The organism is Sanguibacter keddieii DSM 10542, assembly GCF_000024925.1.
GTDB lineage: Bacteria > Actinomycetota > Actinomycetes > Actinomycetales > Cellulomonadaceae > Sanguibacter > Sanguibacter keddieii.
In genome coordinates, this window is sequence record NC_013521.1 from 1,658,207 (window position 1) to 1,678,627 (window position 20,421).

At 71.7% G+C, this 20,421-nt stretch carries 16 protein-coding genes; 12 read left to right on the plus strand and 4 right to left on the minus strand.

Translation table 11 applies throughout. From position 1 onward, the window contains the following. Window positions 1-18: 18 nt before the first annotated feature. Window positions 19-1,083: a LacI family DNA-binding transcriptional regulator gene (locus SKED_RS07250; protein ID WP_143755687.1), complete on the minus strand. Its 1,065-nt coding sequence runs from the start codon at window positions 1,081-1,083 to the stop codon at window positions 19-21. Window positions 1,084-1,252: 169 nt separating this feature from the next. Here SKED_RS07250 and SKED_RS07255 point away from each other — a divergent pair, with 169 nt between their 5' ends. The 5 genes from SKED_RS07255 (at window position 1,253) to SKED_RS07275 (ending at window position 8,821) form a co-directional block, all read left to right on the plus strand. Beyond that, window positions 1,253-2,527 (plus strand): ABC transporter substrate-binding protein, encoded by a 1,275-nt coding sequence (locus SKED_RS07255; RefSeq protein WP_012866484.1) that lies wholly within the window; start codon window positions 1,253-1,255, stop codon window positions 2,525-2,527. A 6-nt stretch (window positions 2,528-2,533) separates the two neighbouring features. Then, window positions 2,534-3,487 (plus strand): carbohydrate ABC transporter permease, encoded by a 954-nt coding sequence (locus SKED_RS07260; protein ID WP_012866485.1) that lies wholly within the window; start codon window positions 2,534-2,536, stop codon window positions 3,485-3,487. Then, complete coding sequence (locus SKED_RS07265) at window positions 3,484-4,401, plus strand: carbohydrate ABC transporter permease (RefSeq protein ID WP_012866486.1); 918 nt, start codon at window positions 3,484-3,486, stop codon at window positions 4,399-4,401. The genes SKED_RS07260 and SKED_RS07265 overlap by 4 nt, the downstream gene beginning before the upstream one ends. 26 nt (window positions 4,402-4,427) lie before the next feature. Further along, window positions 4,428-5,729: a glycoside hydrolase 5 family protein gene (locus SKED_RS07270; protein ID WP_217167955.1), complete on the plus strand. Its 1,302-nt coding sequence runs from the start codon at window positions 4,428-4,430 to the stop codon at window positions 5,727-5,729. An 83-nt stretch (window positions 5,730-5,812) separates the two neighbouring features. Then, the gene (locus SKED_RS07275) at window positions 5,813-8,821 is read left to right on the plus strand and encodes an alpha-mannosidase (RefSeq protein ID WP_012866488.1); all 3,009 of its coding nucleotides are present in this window, start codon (window positions 5,813-5,815) and stop codon (window positions 8,819-8,821) included. A gap of 79 nt (window positions 8,822-8,900) precedes the next feature. Here the strand turns inward: SKED_RS07275 and SKED_RS07280 are convergent, their stop codons facing one another. Beyond that, the gene (locus SKED_RS07280; RefSeq protein WP_012866489.1) at window positions 8,901-10,439 is read right to left on the minus strand and encodes an MFS transporter; all 1,539 of its coding nucleotides are present in this window, start codon (window positions 10,437-10,439) and stop codon (window positions 8,901-8,903) included. A gap of 131 nt (window positions 10,440-10,570) precedes the next feature. Between SKED_RS07280 and SKED_RS07285 the strand changes: the two genes are divergently transcribed. Together SKED_RS07285 and SKED_RS07290 are read left to right on the plus strand one after the other, a co-directional pair. Next, window positions 10,571-11,245, plus strand: coding sequence for a TetR/AcrR family transcriptional regulator (locus tag SKED_RS07285; protein ID WP_012866490.1), 675 nt, complete (start codon window positions 10,571-10,573; stop codon window positions 11,243-11,245). 13 nt (window positions 11,246-11,258) lie between these two features. After that, a complete protein-coding gene (locus SKED_RS07290; protein WP_012866491.1) occupies window positions 11,259-12,095 on the plus strand; it encodes a TSUP family transporter in 837 nt (278 codons plus the stop codon). A 167-nt stretch (window positions 12,096-12,262) separates the two neighbouring features. On the opposite strand, the gene SKED_RS20845 is transcribed toward SKED_RS07290, so the two are convergent. Beyond that, window positions 12,263-15,013 carry a glycosyl hydrolase 53 family protein gene (locus SKED_RS20845; RefSeq protein ID WP_012866492.1) on the minus strand — a complete coding sequence of 917 codons (2,751 nt, stop codon included), beginning with the start codon at window positions 15,011-15,013 and terminating at the stop codon, window positions 12,263-12,265. 331 nt (window positions 15,014-15,344) lie between these two features. Here SKED_RS20845 and SKED_RS07300 point away from each other — a divergent pair, with 331 nt between their 5' ends. Continuing rightward, window positions 15,345-15,626, plus strand: coding sequence for a hypothetical protein (locus SKED_RS07300; RefSeq protein WP_012866493.1), 282 nt, complete (start codon window positions 15,345-15,347; stop codon window positions 15,624-15,626). A 43-nt stretch (window positions 15,627-15,669) separates the two neighbouring features. Here the strand turns inward: SKED_RS07300 and SKED_RS07305 are convergent, their stop codons facing one another. Next, window positions 15,670-16,284 carry a TetR/AcrR family transcriptional regulator gene (locus SKED_RS07305; RefSeq protein WP_012866494.1) on the minus strand — a complete coding sequence of 205 codons (615 nt, stop codon included), beginning with the start codon at window positions 16,282-16,284 and terminating at the stop codon, window positions 15,670-15,672. A gap of 99 nt (window positions 16,285-16,383) precedes the next feature. Between SKED_RS07305 and SKED_RS07310 the strand changes: the two genes are divergently transcribed. The 4 genes from SKED_RS07310 to SKED_RS18930 all read left to right on the plus strand — a co-directional run bounded on the left by SKED_RS07310 (window position 16,384) and on the right by SKED_RS18930 (window position 20,393). Next, the gene (locus SKED_RS07310; RefSeq protein ID WP_012866495.1) at window positions 16,384-17,325 is read left to right on the plus strand and encodes a saccharopine dehydrogenase family protein; all 942 of its coding nucleotides are present in this window, start codon (window positions 16,384-16,386) and stop codon (window positions 17,323-17,325) included. Between the two features lie 78 nt (window positions 17,326-17,403). Continuing rightward, complete coding sequence (locus tag SKED_RS07315) at window positions 17,404-18,084, plus strand: hypothetical protein (protein WP_012866496.1); 681 nt, start codon at window positions 17,404-17,406, stop codon at window positions 18,082-18,084. A gap of 71 nt (window positions 18,085-18,155) precedes the next feature. After that, on the plus strand, window positions 18,156-19,253 hold the full coding sequence (locus SKED_RS18925; protein ID WP_012866497.1) for an RDD family protein: 1,098 nt from the start codon (window positions 18,156-18,158) through the stop codon (window positions 19,251-19,253). Window positions 19,254-19,307: 54 nt separating this feature from the next. Beyond that, window positions 19,308-20,393: an RDD family protein gene (locus SKED_RS18930; protein ID WP_012866498.1), complete on the plus strand. Its 1,086-nt coding sequence runs from the start codon at window positions 19,308-19,310 to the stop codon at window positions 20,391-20,393. Window positions 20,394-20,421: the final 28 nt, after the last annotated feature.

Here is a 20,421-nt window from a genome sequence, read left to right on the forward strand (position 1 = left end):
CTGACCGACCGCCTCCGGTCACTTCCGAGCGACCGCCGACGGCGCCGTGCTCTCCCGCACCGACAGCGTCGGAGTCATCCCCGCGACAGACCCGATTATCGCCTCGGTCCCGGCGGCAGCGACGACCTGCATGAGCGTCCGCGCAGCGAGCTCACCCAGCGCGTAGGTGTCACGGGTGAGCGCCGTGATCGACGGCCGCACGAGGCGCATCGCGATCGAGTCGTCGAAGCTCGCGATCGACAGCTCGCGGGGGACCGCCACCCCCTCTTCCTGCGCGACGCGCAGCCCCGCGAGGGCCATGACGTCGTTGTCGTAGACGATCGCGCTCGGGCGGTCGTCACGGCGCAGCAGCTCGAGGGTCGCGGCCGCGGACTGCTCGGCCGAGTAGTCGGTCTCGACGGACACCGGTGTCCCGGCGTCGTACCGCCCGACGCAGTCGTGGAAGGCCTGGCGGCGCAGCTCGGTGTGCTCGAGGTCGAGCGGACCCATGACGTGCGCGACGCGGCGGTGGCCGAGGGCGAACATCGCGTCGAAGAGGCGGGTGGCGACCTCGTGGTCGTCGACCCAGACGGTCGGGACCGTCGGGTCCTCGCTCGGGTGGCTGCCGATCTGCACCGCTGGCAGGCCGAGGTCGGCCACGAGGGCGACGCGCTCGTCGTCGCGGCGCGGGTCGATGAGGATCACGCCGTCGACCCGTTGGGTGGCCTGCCACGTGCGGTAGGCGTCGACCTCGTCAGCCAGGGACGCGACCACCAGGGTCTGCAGGCCGGTGTGCGTCGGTGCGAGGCCGGCCTGGATGCCGGCCATGAGCTCGGGGAAGAACGCCTCGGTGCCGAGGGTCCGGGCGGGACGGTTGAGCACCAGCCCGATGACGTCGGCCCGGGACCCGCCGAGCGCGAGCGCCGCGGAGCTGGGCCGGTAGTGGAGCTCGGCGGCGACGGCGAGCACCTGCTCGCGCAGCTCCTCGCTCACGCCGGGGCGACCGTTGAGGGCGAAGGACACCGCCGCCTTGGAGACGCCGAGCCGCGTGGCGATGTCGCTGAGCGTCGCGCGGCGGCGCGGTGGTGTGACCCGGGGACTCATCATCGATCCTCACCTCAGTCGGCACTTAACCGGTTGACACGACCTTGACTTACCCGGTTTAGTTGCCAAAGATACACCTCACAGCACCCGTGTCATCCCTCCCATCCCGGCGCGTCCTCGACGACGAGGCGCCGCCGTCAGGTCCCTCCAACGAAGGAGCAGAACCACCATGAGGATCCAGCGCACACCGCTCGCCACCGCAGCCAGCGCTCTCGTCGCCACCGCCCTGCTCGCCGGCTGCAGCGGCGGCTCACCGGGGGAGGGCTCAGACCCCGAGGGGGAGGTCACCGGGGCGATCCGCTTCCAGACGTGGTCGCTCACCCCGACCTACGCGGAGTACCTCAACGGCGTCATCGCCGACTTCGAGGAGGCCAACCCGGGCACCTCGGTCGAGCTCGTCGACCAGCCGGGCGACGGCTACTCCGAGAAGGTCCTCTCGCAGGCCTCCACCAACACCCTTCCCGACGTCGTCAACCTCCCGCCGGACTTCGCGCTGCCGCTGGCCCAGCAGGACATGCTCTACGACGTCAGCCAGAGCACCGACATGGAGAGCACGTACTTCGAGGGGTCGGTCGACGCCTTCCGTTTCGACGGCGTCGAGGGTGTCTACGGCTACCCGTGGTACCTGGGCACCGACGTCAACTACTGGAACGCCGAGCAGCTCGACGCCTGCGGCCTCGACTCGACCGCCCCGCCGGCCACCACCGACGAGCTGTTCGAGCAGGCCTCGACGATGGCGCAGGCCTGCCCGGAGAGCTACCTCATCAGCCGCGTGCCCGGTGTCGGTGACTTCACGCTCGAGGGCATCGACATCCTGAACGAGGACGGCACCGAGTTCGTGTTCAACACCCCCGAGGCCGCGGCCATCGTGGACCGGTACGCCGAGGCCTACGCCAACGGCGAGATGCCGCCCACCGTCCTCAACGCTGACTACCTCGGCAACTCCCAGCTCTTCACGCAGGGCAAGGTCGCCTGGACCACCGGTGGCGCCACCGCGATCGCGGACTTCGAGGAGAACAACCCGAGCCTCAAGGGGAACGTGGCGATCAGCCCGGCCCTCAACATCTCCCCGCTGTACGTGCAGGGCGTGAGCGTCTCGGCCAGCAGCGAGAACCTCGCGACGGCCATCGCCTTCGGCGAGTTCGTCACCGACGCCGAGAACCAGAACGAGTTCGCGCACATCGCGAACGTCTTCCCGTCGACCCAGGGCTCCGACGCGGACCCGTACTTCACCGAGGACGACGGCACGCCGTCGGCCAAGGCCCGCGTCACCGGCTTCGAGTCGCTGCAGACCGCCCAGGTGCTCACCCCGTACTCCGTCAACGGCGCCATGAACGACTACCTCGCCCAGCAGATCGCCCTCGCGATCCGCGGTGACATCAGCGGCCAGGAGGCGCTCGACAAGTCCGTCGAGAAGCTCAACGACCTGCTGGCACGGCAGTAGCCCGCGATGACCGTCACCGACGTCACCGCCCCCGTCGCGGGGGGCCCGCCCGCCGGGCACCCGCGACGGGACCGCGGCCCGACCCGCACCACCCGGAAGATCACGCCCTGGCTGTTCCTCGCCCCGGCGCTGGGCTGGCTCTTCGTGTTCTCCATCTGGCCGTCGCTCAACACGATCCGGATGGCCTTCACCAACGCGAAGCCGCTCGGCGGCAACGAGCGCTACGTGGGCTTCGAGAACTTCGCGCTCATCCTCCGCGACGACCAGGTGGTCAACGCCCTCGTCAACAGCGTCGTGTTCATGCTCGTCTGCCTGCCGCTGCTGACGGTCCTGCCGCTGCTCATCGCGCTGCTGGTCGAGAAGAAGATGCCCGGCATCACGTTCTTCCGCACCGCGTTCTACACCCCGGTCATCGCGTCGGCCGTGGTCGTCGCGCTCATCTGGACCTTCATGCTCGACGACCGCGGCCTCGTCAACGGGCTCGCGCAGGCCATGTCGATCATCCAGGAGCCGCTGCCGTTCCTCACCGACCGCTGGCTCATCGTCCTCAGCGCCGTCAGCCTCACGGTCTGGAAGGGCCTGGGGTACTACATGATCATCTACCTGGCGGCCCTCGGGAACGTCGGCAAGGACCTCCACGAGGCTGCTGCGATGGACGGTGCCGGCGCCGTCCGACGCTTCGCGGCCGTCACGCTGCCCGCGGTCCGCGGCGCGATGCTCCTCATCGCCGTGCTCGTCTGCGTCGCCGCGCTGCGCGTGTTCAGCGAGGTCTTCATCATGACCGGCGGCACCGGCGGTGCCGGTGGCGAGGCCATGACCATGGTCATGCTCATCCAGCAGTACTCCCGCGGCTTCACCGGCGACCTGGGCTACGCGAGCGCCCTGAGCATCCTCATGTTCGTCGTGACGCTCCTGCCGCTCCTGCTGCTCGCCAAGATCAACGGAAGGAGCAGCGAATGAGCGCCGTCACCGACCGGGGGACCACCCCCGACGTCACCCCCGAGGCACCAGCCCCGCCGCCGCGGCGACGCCGCGCCCGAGGCTTCGGCTCCATGAGCCTGGGCGAGAAGATCGGTCGCTACGCGCTCCTGGTCTTCGTGCTCTTCATCTCGATCGGCCCGTTCCTGTGGCAGCTCTCGACGTCGCTCAAGAGCACCAGCGAGGACATCTACACGCGGATCCCGCAGCTCTGGCCCAGCGAGCCGACCCTCGACAACTATGTGCGGGTCATGGACGCCATCCCGGTGATGTCCTTCATCGGCAACTCGCTGTTCGTCGCGGTCTTCGCCGTCGCCGGCAACGTCATCTTCTCGACGCTCGCCGGCTTCGCCCTCGCCCGGCTGCGGTTCCGCGGGCGCAAGATCGCCCTCGGGCTGTTCTTCGCCACGCTCATCCTCCCGGGCGAGGCGACGATCATCGCCAACTTCGTCACCATCCGGAACCTCGGCCTCGCCGACACGCTCCTGGGCGTCGCGCTCCCGGGCATGATCGCCGCGCTCAACGTGCTGCTCATGTACAACGCGTTCCGCCAGCTGCCCGCCGAGATCGACCAGGCGGCCGTGATCGACGGCGCCAACGCGTTCCAGCGGTTCTGGAACGTCTCCCTGCCCTCGGTGAAGGGGACCGTCGCGGTCATCGCGATCTTCAGCTTCATCGGCGCCTGGGACGACTTCCTCTGGCCGCTCATCGTGCTCACCAGCCCCGACCAGTTCACGCTGACCATCGGCCTGCAGTACCTCTCGGGGACCTTCTCGAGCGACCAGCGCATGATCGCTGCCGGGTCGATGATCGCCTTCATCCCCATTGCCATCGTGTTCGCCGTCCTGCAGCGGCACTTCTTCAAGGGCATCGAAGAGGGCGGGGTCAAGGGATGAGGTTCGGCGTCAACTACACACCCCGCGTGGGCTGGTTCCACGCCTGGCTCGACCACGACCGCGACGCCGTCCGCCGCGACCTCGAGCAGGTCGCCGCCCTCGACCTCGACCACGTCCGCATCTTCCCGCTCTGGGACCTCGTCCAGCCCAACCGCGGGCACATCCGCCCCGCCGCTCTCGCAGCGGTCGCCGACGTGGTCGACGCCGCCGCCGAGGTCGGGCTCGACGTCAACGTCGACGCCCTCCAGGGGCACCTGTCCAGCTTCGACTACCTGCCCGCCTGGCTGACCACCTGGCACGAGCGCAACATGTTCACCGACCCCGACGCGCTCGCGGGGGAGGAGGCGTACCTGCGGGCGCTCGGCGAGACGCTGCGCGGACGCCCGAACCTCATGGGCCTGACCCTCGGCAACGAGGTGAACCAGTTCGCCGCCCGGCCGCACCCACGGCCGCACGAGATCGACGCCGACCAGGCCGAGGCCTGGCTCCGCCGGCTCCTCGGCGCCGCCCGCGAAGGTTTGCTCGGCACCGAGGGAGCAGGTGCCGAGACACCAGGTACCGCCGACGTCCTCGTCACGCACGCCGCCTACGACGCCACCTGGTACGACGAGCGCCAGCCGTTCCTCCCGCGCCACGCCGCCGAGCTCGGCGACCAGACCGTCGTGCACTCGTGGGTGTTCAACGGCGCCGCCCAGCGCCACGGCGGGCTCGGCACCGGGTCGGTGCGGCACGCCGAGTACCTCGTGCAGCTCGCCGCCGCGTGGCACACGGACGCGCGCCGTCCGGTCTGGCTCCAGGAGGTCGGCGTGCCGACCACCGTCGTCGACCCCGACGACGCGGTGGCCTTCCTCGAGCAGACGGTCCGGCACGCGGCGGGCGTCGCAGGCCTCTCGGGCATCACCTGGTGGTGCTCGCACGACGTCTCCCGCACGATGCTCGACTTCCCGCCGGTCGAGTACGACCTCGGGCTCGTCGACGAGCACGGCACGGTGAAGCCCACCGGCCGCGCCCTCGCCGCCCTGGCCCGCGAGCTGCGCGACGCGCCGACGCCCGCACCGTCACCGGTCGGCCTCGTGCTCGACGACACCGTGCCCCACCGCACCGGCTGCGCACCCGGCGGCGACTTCTTCGAGGCCTGGGTCCACGCGGCCGAGCGCGACGGACGCGGCCCCCAGGTGGTCCTGCAGTCCCGCAGCCACGAGGCTGGGGTCCTGGCCGAGCGCGGGATCGAACGCCTGGAGCACCCCGGAGACGTCGACGAGACACCCGGCCACCTCGTGCCGACGGCAGTCGCCAGCGGGGGAGCAGCGGCCACGATGCACCGGTAGCCGACCGGCCCCCGCTCCACCCCAGCACCCCCAACACCCCCAGCCCCCCAGACCACCGTCCCCCACCGAACGGACACCCCGACATGCACGACGACATCCCGCTCACCACCGGCCGGGCCGCCCGGGTGCTCAGCGAGCGCATCCGCCCCGCGATCCACAGCCGTCGGACCCCGGTCGAGGTCGCCTGGCACGAGCTGCCCGGCGAGCCGATCGCCCCCGCCGACGGTCGCGCCCTCGACTTCAGCCCTTTCGAGGTCGGTTCCGCGTGGGGCCCGGCCTGGGGGACCACCTGGTTCCACCTCACCGCGACCGTCCCCGCAGACTGGGCCGGCCAGCGCGTCGAGCTCCTCGTCGACCTCGGCTTCGACCAGAACATGACTGGCTTCCAGTGCGAGGGCCTCGTCTACACCGCCGACGGCGAGCCCGTGAAGTCGCTCAACCCGCGCAACCAGTGGGTGCCGGTCACCGACCGTGCCGAGGGCGACGAGACGCTCGACCTGTACCTCGAGGCGGCGTCCAACCCGGTGCTGCTCGACTACCACCCCTTCCTCCCCACCCAGGAGGGCGACATCCGCACCTCCTCCCCGAAGCGGCTGTACACCTTCCGGCACGCCGACCTCGCGGTCTTCGAGCCCGAGGTGCACGAGCTCGCCCTCGACGTCGAGGTCCTCCTCGAGCTCCAGGCCGAGCTGCCCGAGAGCTCACCGCGCCGCATGCGCATCCTCCAGGCCCTCGACGACGCCCTCGACCTCCTCGACCTGCAGCGCATCCCCGAGACCGCCCCCGACGCACGGGCCGCGCTCGCCCCGGCCCTCGCCTCGCCCGCCGAGGCCAGCGCGCACGTCGTCTCCGCCGTCGGGCACGCCCACATCGACTCCGCGTGGTTGTGGCCGGTCCGCGAGACCATCCGCAAGGTCGCGCGCACCACCTCGACCATGACCGAGCTCATCGGTCAGACCGACGACTTCCTCTACGGCATGTCGAGCGCCCAGCAGTACGCCTGGATCAAGGAGCACCGCCCCGAGGTCTACGCCAAGGTCAAGGCCGCCGTCGCCGACGGACGGTTCCTCCCGCTCGGAGGCATGTGGGTCGAGTCCGACACCGTGATGCCCACCGGCGAGGCCATCGCCCGCCAGTTCCTCTACGGCCAGCAGTTCTTCGAGCAGGAGTTCGGGGTGCGCTCTGCCGGTGTGTGGCTGCCCGACTCCTTCGGGTACTCGCCCGCACTGCCGCAGCTCATGCGGCGGGCCGGGTTCGACTGGTTCTTCACGCAGAAGATCTCCTGGAACCAGGTCAACAAGTTCCCGCACCACAGCTTCGACTGGGAGGGCATCGACGGCTCACGGGTCTTCACGCACTTCCCGTCGATGGACACCTACAACTCCCAGCTGTCCGGCATGGAGGTCGCCAAGGCCTCCCGACAGTTCCGCGAGTCACGCCTCGCCACCGGGTCGATCGCCCCGGTCGGCTGGGGCGACGGTGGTGGCGGCACCACCCGCGAGATGACCGGCAAGGCCGAGCGCCTCGCCGACCTCGAGGGCAGCGCCCGCGTCCGCTGGGAGCACCCCGACGCCTTCTTCGAGCGCGCCAAGAGCGAGCTCCCCTCGCCACCGGTGTGGGTCGGCGAGCTCTACCTCGAGCTGCACCGCGCCACTCTCACCAGCCAGCACAAGACCAAGCAGGGCAACCGCCTCACCGAGCACCTGCTCGTCGAGGCCGAGCTCTGGAGCGCCACCGCCGCCGTGCGCACCGGCCTCGACTACCCGCACGACGACCTCGACGCCCTCTGGAAGCAGGTCCTCCTGCTCCAGTTCCACGACATCCTCCCCGGCACCTCCATCGCCTGGGTGCACCGCGAGGCCGTCGAGCAGTACGCCCGCGTCGCCGCCGAGGCGACCGCCATCATCGAGCGAGCGCAGACGGCGCTCGCGGGCGACGGCAGCGACCGCGTCGTGTTCAACGCGTCCCCGCTCGCCCGCGACGGCGTCCCCGGGCACGCGGCCGCGCTCGCGGTCCCGGCCGACGGGACGGTCACCCTTACCGACACCGACGGGACCCTCGTCCTCGAGAACGACCTGGTGCGCGTGACGGTCTCGTCGGAGGGCCTGGTCACCTCCGCCGTGGACCTCGCGACCGGGCGGGAGAGCGTGGCAGCGGGGAAGGAGGCCAACCTGCTGCAGCTCCACCAGGACTTCCCCAACATGTGGGATGCGTGGGACGTCGACCGCTACTACCGCAACCGGGTCGAGGACCTGCGCGGCCTCGACTCCCTCGAGCACGAGGTCCGCGACGGCGCCGCGCACGTACGGGTCGAACGGTCGTTCTCGGCCTCCGGGGTCACCCAGGAGATCGTGCTGCGCCCCGGGTCGCGCACGCTCGAGATCTCGCAGCGCACTGACTGGCACGAGACAGAGAAGTTCCTCAAGCTCGCCTTCCCGCTGGCCGTCCAGGCCGAGCACACGGCGGCCGAGACGCAGTTCGGGTATGCCAAGCGCGTGACGCACACGAACACCAGCTGGGAGCAGGCGAAGTTCGAGACGTCCATGCACCGGTTCGTGCACGTGGGCGAGCCCGGCTTCGGTGCCGCCCTCGTCACGGACTCGACCTACGGGTACGACGTCACCCGTGACGCCGACCCCGCGACCGGCGTGACGACCACGCTGCGCCTGTCGCTCCTGCGCGCCCCGCGCTTCCCCGACCCGGAGACCGACCAGGGCGAGCACACGCACCGCTACGGGTTGGTCATCGGCGCCACCACCTCGGACGCCACGGAGGCAGGGCTCGCCCTCAACCTCCCGGCGCGCGAGCGCACCGGCTCGCCGGTCGAGGCGCTGGTCACCGCGACCGCCGGCATCGTCGTCTCGGGCGTCAAGCTCGCCGCCGACCGCTCGGGCGACCTCGTGGTCCGCGTCTACGAGCCCGACGGTCGCCGCACCTCCGGCGTCCTCCGCGTCGCAGCCCCCGTGGCGCAGGTCCACGAGGCCTCGCTCATCGAGGACGTCGCCGACGAGGTCCCGGCGCCCGACGGCGAGATCACCCTCGAGCTCACGCCCTTCGAGGTGCGCACCTACCGCGTGCGGCTGGCGGGATGACACGACCGCAGTGACACGACGAAGCGCCGGCAGGAAGACCTGCCGGCGCTTCGTCGTGTCGTACGGGTGACCGTTGAGCTCAGTGCGCGACCACGGGGCGAGCGTCCCCGTCGAGCGGGGCGCTCGCCGCGGCGCGTGCTGCGCGGTCCGTCCGGGTGCGGAACAGCGACACCGTGGCGATCCCGCCGAGGATGAAGATCACGGCCGAGGCGGTGTAGGCCGTCGAGTAGCTGTGCAGCGCGGCCTCGGCCATGACGGCCGGTGTCTGGGTCGACTGGCTCGCGATGTACGTCGTCGCGGCGGTCGCGGCGAGCGTGTTGAGCAGCGCGGTGCCGATGGCCCCGCCGACCTGCTGCGAGGTGGACACCATGGCCGATGCCGCACCGGCCTGACGTCGGTCGATGCCGAGCGTCGCGACCTGGAACGACGGCGGCATGATCGAGCCCATGCCGATGCCGAGCAGGATCAGCCCGGGCAGCACGTGGATGTAGGTCGAGTCGACCTCGAGCAGCGTGAAGGAGAACATCGCGATCGCACCGAGCGCCATGCCGATCGGGACGATGATCCGCGGGCCGAGGCGGGGGAGCAGGATGTTGTTCTGGATCTGCGCCGTGATGATGATCGACACGACCATGGGCAGGAACGCGGTGCCGGTGCGCATCGGGCTGAACTCGAGCGTGGCCTGCAGGTAGTACGTGAGGAACAGGAACACGCCGAACATGCCGGAGCCGGCGACGAGGATCGCGACGAAGGCCGCCCCGCGGTCGCGGTCGAGGATGATGCCGAGCGGCAGCACGGGGTTGGCCGAGGTGCGCTGACGCAGCACGAAGGCGACGAGCAGCACGACGCTCAGCGCGAGGGAGACCCAGGTGACGGGGGCGTCCCAGCCCTGCGGCTCGGCCTGCGAGAAGCCGAAGACGAGGGCGAAGAGGCCGACCGACCCGAGCAGCACGCCGGGGACGTCGAGCGGCTGGCGGCCGGAGTGCCCGCCGCGGGGGAGCAGCACGGTGCCCGCCACGAAGGCGATCACGGCGATGAGGACGTTGACGTAGAGGTTCCAGCGCCAGTCGAGGTTCTGCGTGAGGAACCCGCCGAGGAGCAGGCCGATGGCCCCGCCCATCCCGGCGATCGCGCCGAAGACGCCGAAGGCACGCCCGCGCTCCTTGGGGTCGGTGAAGGTGGTCGTGAGGACCGACAGCGCCGCGGGGGCGAGGACGGCGGCGAACACGCCCTGCAGCGCGCGAGCCCCGACGAGCATCGGGAAGTTCACCGCGGCGCCGCCGAGGGCGGAGGCGAAGGCGAACCCGACGAGCCCGATGAGGAACATGCGGCGGCGGCCGAGCATGTCGGACAGGCGCCCGCCGAGGAGCAGGAGGCTGCCGAAGGCGAGGGCGTAGGCGGTGACGACCCACTGGCGGTCGTTGTCGCTGAAGACGAGGTCGGCCTGGGCCGAGGGGAGGGCGATGTTCACGATGGTCGCGTCGAGCACGACCATGAGCTGGGCGAGGGCGACGGTCGCGAGGACGAGCCAGCGGCGCGAGCCGTGGTGTGACGTCGTGGCCGCAGCGGCGCCGTCGGCGGGTGCCGCGGGCTTCTGCGAGGAGGTGGGTGCAGGCATGGGTGTCTCCGGGGACGTCGTGGTCGGAGACTCGACCGTAATGCAGAACCGACCAGTTCCGAAACCCCCCAGTCTCGATTTGTCTCGGGCGGGTCGCTCCTGCCACCATGGGCTCCGACACGAGGAGACCGATGGACCCCCAGCCGGACCCGACCGCACCGTCGCGGCGCCCCCGCCGCCCAGGCCGACGGCGCGACGAGTCACGCGACGAGGCCATCCTCGACGCCGCCCGCGAGCTCCTCGTCGAGCGCGGCTACGAGAACATGACCATGGACGCCGTCGCCGAGCGCGCCGGGGCCGGCAAGGCCACGCTCTACCGCCGCTGGTCCTCCAAGACGCAGCTCACCGTCGACGCCATCACCTGCCACCGGTACGCCGACCTCACCGCCGACGACATCCCCGACACCGGCTCGCTGCGCGGCGACCTGCTGAGCATCCGCCAGGTCAAGCACCTGCGGTCCGACACCGAAGACCTCATGACGGGCCTCACCGCGGCGATCCGGGACGACCCGGAGGTCGCGGCCGCCTTCCAGCGCCAGTTCGTCGAGGCCCGGACCCGGCTCATGCGCGACCTGCTCGGCCGTGCCGAGCGCCGTGGTGAGATCCCTCCGGGGCGCGACCTCGACATGATCGCCACCGTCGCTCCCGCGATGATCTCCTACCAGAAGGTCACCACCGGGAAGCCGCTCGACCCCGAGTACCTCGAGCGGCTCGTCGACTCCGTCCTCGTGCCGCTCGCGACCGCTGCTCCTGGTGCCGCCGACGACGTGCGTGCCACTGCCGACGCCGGGGTGGCGGGGCGCTAGCCCTGACCTGTCCATGACCCTCACCACCTGGCTGGTCCTCGGCCTCGTCGCGCTCTCCGTCGGCGTCTCCAAGTCCGCGCTCCCGGGCCTGTCGACGCTCGGCGTCGCCCTGGTCGCCACCGTGATCCCCGCCCGCGAGTCGACCGGGCTCCTGCTCCTCCTGCTGATCTGCGGCGATCTCGTGGCGGTGAGCAGCTACTGGCGCCAGGCGGACTGGCGCCTCCTGCTGCGACTCATGCTGCCCGTGCTGGTCGGTGTGCTCGTCGGCGTCGCCTTCCTCGCGCGCGTCGACGACCTCGTCATGCGTCGGACCATCGGGGCCGTGCTCCTGCTGCTGCTCGCCGTCCGCGCGGTCCGTGCGATCGTCGACCGTAGGGCCGCGCGCCGGGCCAGCCGGGATGCCGAGGCTGACCCGGAGCCAGACGTCGACCCTGCCGCGGTGCCGGTCGCCGCGCTCGCGGCAAGCGCACCGGCCGACGGCTCGGGACCGCTCCCCAGGCGCCACGGCGCCGGCGTCTTCTACGGGTCGCTCGCCGGCTTCACCACCATGGTCGCCAACGCCGGCGGGCCGGTGATGAGTCTCTACCTGCTGTCGACGGGCGCCACGAAGCTGCGGTTCATGGGCACCGCGGCCTGCTTCTTCTTCGCGACCAACCTCGTCAAGCTGCCCTTCTCGATCGGCCTGTCCATCGTCACGGTCGACACCCTCCGCACCGCCCTGGTGCTGGTGCCGCTCGTGCTGCTGGGCGCACTGCTCGGCCGCCGGCTGCTCCGCACCATCAAGCAGTCCGTGTTCGAACGCCTCGTCATCGTCATGACCGTCCTCGCCAGCCTGTTCCTGCTGCGCTGACTTCTTGCTGCGCTCACTTCCTGCTGCGCTGACGTCAGACGGCGGAGGCCGGGGCCTCGGGCGTGCTGCCCGTGGTCCCGGCCTCTGCCGGTCGTGCACCGCCGTCGCGTCAGGACGTCAACGGTCTCGCGCCGTGATCTCCCACGGCGCCTCCTCGACGGTGCGTGTCACCGTAGGGTCGAGGTCCCGGCCCTACGGCGACGCAGCACGAGCACCGCGCTGCCGGCCGCGACGAGCATCGTCGTCAGCCCGGCGAGGAGGGCGACGTCGGCGCCGGTCTCGCTGAGCGTTCCGGTGCCGCCTGCTGCCGGAGCCCCTGATGACGGGACGCCTGGTGCAGGCGTCGTCGGTGCATCCGTCCCCGGCTCTCCCGGCGTGGGCGTGGCGACGGGCGCGGCGAGCACCTCGACGGCTGCCTGGGCGAGCACGGCGCCGTCGGCGTCGCGGGCCTGGAGGCTGTGCGTGCCGGCCTCGAGGGTGGCCGGGACGGTCACGGTGACCGTCGCGGCGCCGTCGACGACGGTGGCCGAGGCGAGGCGCTGGTACTCGCTCTCGATGCCGATCTCGACCTCGGGGAGGTCGAGCCCCGTCACCGTGACGGTGACGTCGTCACCCGCGGTGACGGACCCGGAGCTGAGCGTCATGACCGGCGTGACGGGCTCGGGCGTGACGGGCGGCTCCGGCGTGACCGGGGGCTCGGGCGTGACCGGGGGCTGCGGAGTCACGGGAGGCTCAGGGTCCACCGGGGGCGTCGTGTCGATCGCCTCCAGCCCGGCGACGGCCGCGTCGACGAGCGCGGTCACCGCGTCGACGTCCTCCTGCGTGGCCCGTGACCCGGACAGGAGCACCTCGGCGCTCTCGACCGCGACGTCGAGGGTCGCGAGCGACGCCGGCGTCCAGAGCGTGCGGTCGACGGTGCGGGCCGTCTGGAGCGACTGCTCGAGGGCGGCGGTGTCGACGGTCGTCGTGCTCTCCACGCGGGTGAGGCGGACGTCGTCGAGGTTGCCCCAGGCGGCACCGCTGAGCGAGTAGCGCGCGGCGACGGTGACGAGGCCGTCCTCGCCGACGACCACGTCGTCGACGGTCGCGGTCGAGAAGGCCCGCCAGCCGTCGAGGGTGATGGGCGCCGACTGCTCGCCCTCGGCCGTGGTCGCACTCAGGGTGCGGGTGTCGGTCGGGCCTGCCAGTGCGCCCTGGCTCGTGGCGGACAGCCGGTAGGTGCCGGCGGGTACGCCGGTGATCGTCTGCTCGACCGCGAAGGTGTAGGGGGTGGCGGACCAGAACTTCAGGGAGCGAGCCCCGTCGGAGGCGTCGGCGTCGGCCGCGACGGATGCCCCCGTCCCCGTGATGGTCCACGGGGCGGCGGTCGCGTCCTCGAAGCTGGGGTTGGCGACGTGGTTCACCGCGCTGACCGTGACGGTCGCGGTGACCCGCGCGCCGTCGGCGGTGGTCCCGGAGACCGTGTACGCCCCCGGCCCGCGGATCCAGTCTACGGAGGTCGACCACGTGACGGGTCGGTCCTCGGTGCTGCCGTCGTTGTACGTGACGCGCACCGTGGCCGGAAGGGTGACGGGTGATCCGTCAGGGACGGTGAGCGTCACCTTCTCGACGTCGACGACCTCGCGCGGCGCGGTCGCACCGGTGCGGGCGTACTGGAACACGCGCAGCGACTCGAGCGGTGCACCCTGGAAGTCGAAGAGCGCCTGGTTGTCCCACGACGACCCGCCGTACCACTCGCCGGCGTCCTCCGGGTCGTACTCGGCGGCGTAGCTGGACGCCCAGCCGGAGCCGTGCTCCTCCCAGAGGAGCTTGTTCTGCGCGAGCTCCTCGGGTGGGCCGACCGGCAGCCACGCGGGCTCCCAGTAGAAGACGCCGATCCCCTCGGGGCCCACGTCGGTGACGGCCTGCATGACGTCGCGGACCGCGGTCGCCTGGCCCTGGACGGACGAGGGGTACTGCGTGAACCCGGAGGTCGGCTTGATGGTGTTCTCGTGGCCGTCGCCGTCCTCGAGGGTGTAGTTCCACGACGTCTCGGCGACCATGACCTGCTTGTCGTAGGTCGTCGCGACCTGGTCCAGCACGGTCGTCAGGTTGCTCAGCGACCCGTGCCAGAACGGGTAGTACGAGCTCGCGAAGACGTCGTAGTCGACGCCGTGGGTGTCGAGCTGGCGGGCGATGTTCGCGTAGGAGCCGGCCCGCTCGGGGTTGGTGAAGTGCACCGCGACGAGGGCGTCGGGGTAGACGGTGCGCACGGCGCTGCTGCCGGCGCTGAAGATCTGCGACATCCCGGCCCAGCCGGTGACGCCGGCGACGGAGTTGTTGGTCTCGTTGCCCACCTGCACCATGCCGACGTCGACGTTCGCGTCGCGCAGCTGGGTGAGGGCGTCGGCGGTGTACGCCTCGGTGGCGTCGGCCTTCTGGTCGACGGTCATCTCGGCCCAGGCTTTGGGGGCCTGCTGCTTGGCGGGGTCGGCCCAGAAGTCGGAGTAGTGGAAGTCGACCAGGAGGCGCATGCCGTGCGCGGTGGCGCGCTCGCCAATCGCGACGGCTGCCGCGATGTCGTTGTCGCCGCCGCCGTAGCCGTTGCCCTGGGCGTCGTAGGGGTCGTTCCACACGCGGACGCGGACGTAGTTGACGTCCGCGTCGGCGAGCACCTCGAAGATGTCGGCCTGCTGGCCGTCCCAGTCCTGGAAGGTCACGCCGCTCTTCTCGAGGGCGAGGATCGACGAGATGTCGACGCCGTTGATGAAGTCCTCGGGGAGGCCCTCCACCTTGTCGACGACGATCCCGGCCTCGACCGGTCCCGTCGGGTCGTCGGCTGCGACGGCGGAGGTGGTGACGAGGGGCGTGAGGAGCACGGCGCCTGCCGTCGCTGCCGCCGCGAGCCTCAGGGGGAGGCGTCGTCGTGGTGGGTGCATCGGGGGATGTCCTTTCCTGCGAGCGTCATTGTTCGTCAGTCGATCGCGACCTCGCGGACAGGCGACGTGGCCTGCCGCGGCACGGTGGTCGTCCATGACCTTCGTGGGCACCGTCGTGGGTGCGTCGAGGTGGACTGTACACGGTCACAGTCCAGCGATCCCAGCGATTCGAGCGGAGAGAACGACTTCTGATCACGTATTCGCGTCGACTGAGTCTAGAACTGTGACCGCGCACAGGATGAGCCGCGTGATCGCGCTGCCAGCAGGCCGAACTCGGCACGGTCTCCTAGAGTGGCGTGACGCCCGACCTCGACGAGCAGGAGCCGCCACGATGACGTACGACGCCAAGTCCCCGGTCCCCGGCGACGGCAGGCCTGCGCGCCCTACCGGCATCGACGGCCTCGCCCAGCTCCGACCCGCGGTCGCCATCGGGCTCGCGGTGCTGGGGCTCGCCTTCCTCGCGTTCGGCATCCTCCAGGGCCAGCTCTGGGCCGGTGCCGTCGGCGTGGTCCTGCTCGTCGACAGCGCGCTGCTGCGCTACCTCTCGACCCGTGCGCGCCGTGCGCCGCGGGCCGACGGCACGTGCCCCGGGAAGACGCCGGGCCTGCTCTGACCTCGTGGGCCCCGGGAGGACATGACCTCTCGGGCTGGTGGCGCTAGCCGCGTACCGCGCTCGTGACCGTGGCGACGATGGCCTGCTCGGCCTCGTCCGGTCCGAGGCGCCCTCCGGCGACCTCGGCGCACGCGGTGTGCAGGGTCGAGTAGACGACGGCCGTCAGCCAGTCCGCGCTGAGGTCCGCCCGGAACGCGCCTGACGCCTGGCCGCGCTCGACGAGCTCGTGGACGCGGGTCAGCACGGCGTCGTGCGACGAGCGCACGTGCTCCTCGCCGAGGGCGGCGAGGGCGGCGTCGAGCGCCGCGCTGTTGGCCTCGACCTGCCGCCACGACTGGCCGACGAGCCGGGTGAGCGCGTCGATCGGGTCGCCGGACAGGTCGAGGGTCGCGAGCAGCGCGTCCGACTGCTCGACGGCCGTGGCGAGGGCTGCCTCGACGAGCTCGTCGCGTCCCGCGAAGTGCCCGTACAGCGTGACCCGGCCGACGCCGGCAGCCGTGGCGATCGCCGACATGGAGGCGTTCGGGTCTCGTGCGAAGAGCTCGAGCGCGCTGGCGAGGATCGCCTCGCGGTTGCGGCGTGCGTCGGCTCGGCGTGCGTCGGGTGGTCGCGCGTCCGGCTCTCGGGTCGCGGTCGGGCGTGGGGCAGCGGGTGTCACGGTCTCAGGCTAGCCGAGGTCTCGAGCATCTCAAACACTGGTGTTCGGGTTGTGCTACGTTGCAACTCGTACACACCTGTTCGAGAAGAGGATCTGACGATGTCGCACCACCACAGCCCGCGCAGCACCACCCCGCTGCGGGTCCTCGCCCTCGGCGGATACGGCGCCGCAGGGTCCTTCGCCGTCGAGCAGCTGCGCTCACGCGGCCACGCCGTCACCACCGCGGGGCGCGACCCGAGCCGCGCCGACCTCGTGCTCGACCTCGCCGACCTCACTGCGGTCAGCCGTGCCAGCGCCGACGTCGACGTGGTGCTCAACACCTCGGGGCGCGAGGACCCCCGTGTCGTCGCCGCAGCCACGTCGGCCGGGGCCGCGGTCGTCGACATCAGCGCGACCGCCACCTACCTCGCCGGCATCGAGACGCTCGACCTCGCCGCGCCCGTCGCGCTGAGCGTCGGCATCGCCCCCGGGATCACCAACCTCCTCGCGCACGCCGCGGCCGCCCAGACGGACCTGCCGCTCGACGTCGCGATCGTGCTCGGGGCAGGAGAGCACCACGGAGCGGCCGGGTCCGCCTGGGTGTACGGGATGCTGGGCCGGAGCTTCCAGGACCCCTCGTCTGGGACCGCGGTCCGCAGCTACACCCGACCCGCCACCTTCGACCTCCCGTCCGGACGCCGACGCCTCTACCGCACCGACTTCTCCGACCAGACCACGCTGACCGCCGAGCTCGGCCGCCCCGTCCGCAGCTACTTCGGCCTGGACTCGAGGTTCGCGACCACCTCTCTCGCCGCGCTCACCTGGGTGCCGGGCGCACGCCACCTGCCCACGGGTATCCCCATGCCCGGAGGCGAGCGCTGGTACCTCCAGGTCCGTGACGCCGAGCGCGTGCACGGCACCGCCACCGGCGTCGGGCAGTCGCGCGCTACCGGCCTCGTGGCCGCGCTCGCCGTCGAGCACGTGCGGTCGGCCGACGCCGGGGTGCACCACCTCCCGGCTCTCATGACCGTCGACGACGTCGACCTCACGGTCTTCGGGTAGCCGAGCCGGGACGCGGTCGGGAGGGCGCGATCCGGCCGAGCCCTCCCGCGCCCCGCCCCGCCGTCGTAGGGTCGGGGCATGACGCCCGCCGCTGCGCTCGACAACCCCACGCTGGACCGGATCGTCCCCCTCGTCGAGCAGGTGCGCGCCGCGCGGCTCGCGGGGGACGGGGCTGGCGAGGACCCGGCGGACGGCCCAGGGGCCTCCGCACCCGAGATGTCCGACGAGAAGATCCGCGCCGGGACCGGCCGTGGGTGGGACGAGTGGGTCACCCTCGCGGCCGCCGGCCCGGGGCGCGACGCCTCCCACGCACAGATCGCGACCTGGGCGATCGACGACCACGGCCTCACAGGATGGTGGGGCCACGGCGTGGCCGTCGGCGTCCGCAGGCTCACGGGCCAGCGGGTCCCCGGTCAGATGGCCGACGGCACCTTCGCCGTGAGCCGCACCAAGACGCTGCCGATCACGGAGCCCGAGCTGCGCGAGATCGTCCTCGACGCGGCGTCCTGGGCGCTGCTGCTCCCCGGGCTCGAGGTGACCCTGCGGTCGAAGCCCACCTCCAAGTCGCTCCGGTTCGCGATCGTCGACGACGGCGAGCCGGAGGGCAGCATCCTCGTCACCCTCGCCGCGGCCGGGGCAGACCGGTGCCGCGCGACGGTGAGCCACGAGAAGCTCGCCTCGACCGCGGCGGGCGAGCGGTGGAAGACCTTCTGGGCCGGCTGGCTCGACGTGGTCGCCGACGCCCTCGACCGCGCCTGAGAGGCGCTGGGCACGGTCCCTGACCTGATCAGGGGCCTGCGGTCACGTCCCAGGTCTGGCAGGGTGGACCGATGGTCACCGACGACGCACACCTCACCCGTGTCCCCGAGACCGTCGCCAAGGTGCACTACGCGTCGTGGACCGCGCGCGTCGTCGCGGCCGTGATCGACGGCTTCGCCTTCAGCGGGATCGTCTTCCTCGTCGCCGGTCCGGTCATCACCGACACGAACATCGCCATCCCGCTGCTCGCCCTCAACGACCTCGACATGTCGGTGGTCCCCGCCGCCGCACGGTGGTCGATCGTCGGGGTCTGGCTCGCGTTCATGCTCGTGCAGGGCCTCGGCGGCGCGACCCTCGGCAAGCGCGTCGTCGGGATCGCCGTCGTGAGCCGCGAGTCCGGCCGCCCGATCGGGCTCCTCGGCTCGGTCCTGCGGTGGTTCGCGCACCTCGCCGACGTGATCCTGCTCATCGGGTACCTCAGGCCGCTCTGGGACGCCGAGCGCCGCACCTTCGCGGACTCGATCCTCGGCACCGTCGTGCTGCAGACCCGCACGGTCCGGCCCAACCGTCTCGTCGAGCGGCTGCTGCAGCGTCGCCGAGGGCTGTCGTCACCAACGGTCGAGGAGCGCCGGACCTTCGGCGACCCCGACACGGGCCCGTGGGGGCGGACGCTGACCGCGCTCGCGACGGTGCTCGCCCTGCTCTTCGCCGCGCTCGCCGTGAGCGTGCAGTCGTCAGGAGGTCAGACCTCGACCCAGTGCGCCTTCGGCGACGGCACGTCGTCGACCTTCGAGCCGCTCTCGGTGTCGATACGCAGCGAGGGCGGTGTGCGGACAGAGCGCCGACTCGGCATCGAGAGGTCGGTGTCCACGCCGGACGGCAGGATCGACGCCGACTGGGCATGGACCGGAGAGGCGCCTGACGGCACGTCCGTCGAGCTCGTCGCGACCTCCGCCGACGGCACGGAGATCCGTCGCACGGCCTTCGTCCCGGCCGGGTCCGTCTCGGACGAGTGGCTCGACGGCGACGGTCCCGGGCTGCCCGGCAGAGGCGCCGGGACGGTCGAGATCGACGGCCACGACCTCGCCTCCCTCGGCGGCTCCTGGACCGCGACCACCACGATCTCCGTGGACGACGAGCCCGTGGGGTCCTGCACCCTCAGCCGCTGAGCCCGGTCAGGCTTCACCCTGGTCGGACCACGCCCCACCTGCCAGGATGGACCGATGGTCATCGCCGATCCGCGCCCCGACGTCGTCCCCGAGGTACTCGACGAGACCGTCTACGCGTCGTGGACGGCCCGCGTCGTCGCGACCGTCCTCGACGGTCTCGCGCTCTCCGGCCTCGGCTACCTCGTCGCAGGCCCGGCCCTGGACGTCGACCTCATCCCGCCCGTCACCTTCGGCACCGACACCAGCTCGATGTCCGACGTGGCCCCCGGCGCACGGGCCGTCCTCGTGGCCGTCGTGGTGCTCGTCCTGCTGCTGCAGGGATACGGGGGAGCGACCCCGGGCAAACGCGTCGTCGGCATCGCGGTCGTCGACGACCAGACCGGCCGGCCCGTCGGGCTCGTCCGCACCGTCCTGCGCTCCTTCGCGCACCTGCTCGACGCGATCCTGTTCATCGGGTACCTGCGGCCGCTCTGGAACGCCGAGCGCCGCACCTTCGCAGACTCCATCGTGGGCACGGTCGTGCTCCGGACCCGCACCGTCAGGTCCAACCTCGCCCTCGAGGGGCTCGTCAGCCGGCGCGGCACCCTCCGGACGGGCAGGCCCGGTGCACGGGGGAGCCTCGGCGAGCCCGCGACACCCGGCTGGGAGGCCCGGACCACCGCGGTCGCAGCCGTCGTGACCGTCGGCCTCGCGCTGTTCTCCGGATCCTGGTCGAGCGGGGGTGCCAGCGGGGCCAGCGCGGAGAGCTGCAGCTTCCCCGTCCTCGACTCCGGCACCTTCACCCCCACCGGGGCGACGCTCTCCGCAGACGACAGCGTCTCCACGGAGCGACGGTTCTGGGTGGAGAGCACCACGACGCAACCCGCCACCGAGGTCGCCGCCCGGTGGCACTGGGTCAGGACGGTGCCCGAGGGCGCGACGGTCCAGCTGGTCGCCACCTCCGCTGACGGGACCCTCGACGCGCGCACCGTCGCAGAGCTGCCCGTCGCCACCCCGACAGACACCGTCGTGGACGGAGCGGTCGTCGGTGAGCTCACCGTCGACGTCAGTACCCTGGGCCCGGGCTGGGTGGCCCAGACGTCGATCTCGGTCGACGGCTCCCAGCTGGCCACCTGCAGCATGACGGACCCGCTCGCCTGACCCGCCCGGACGACCGCTGACCTCGTAC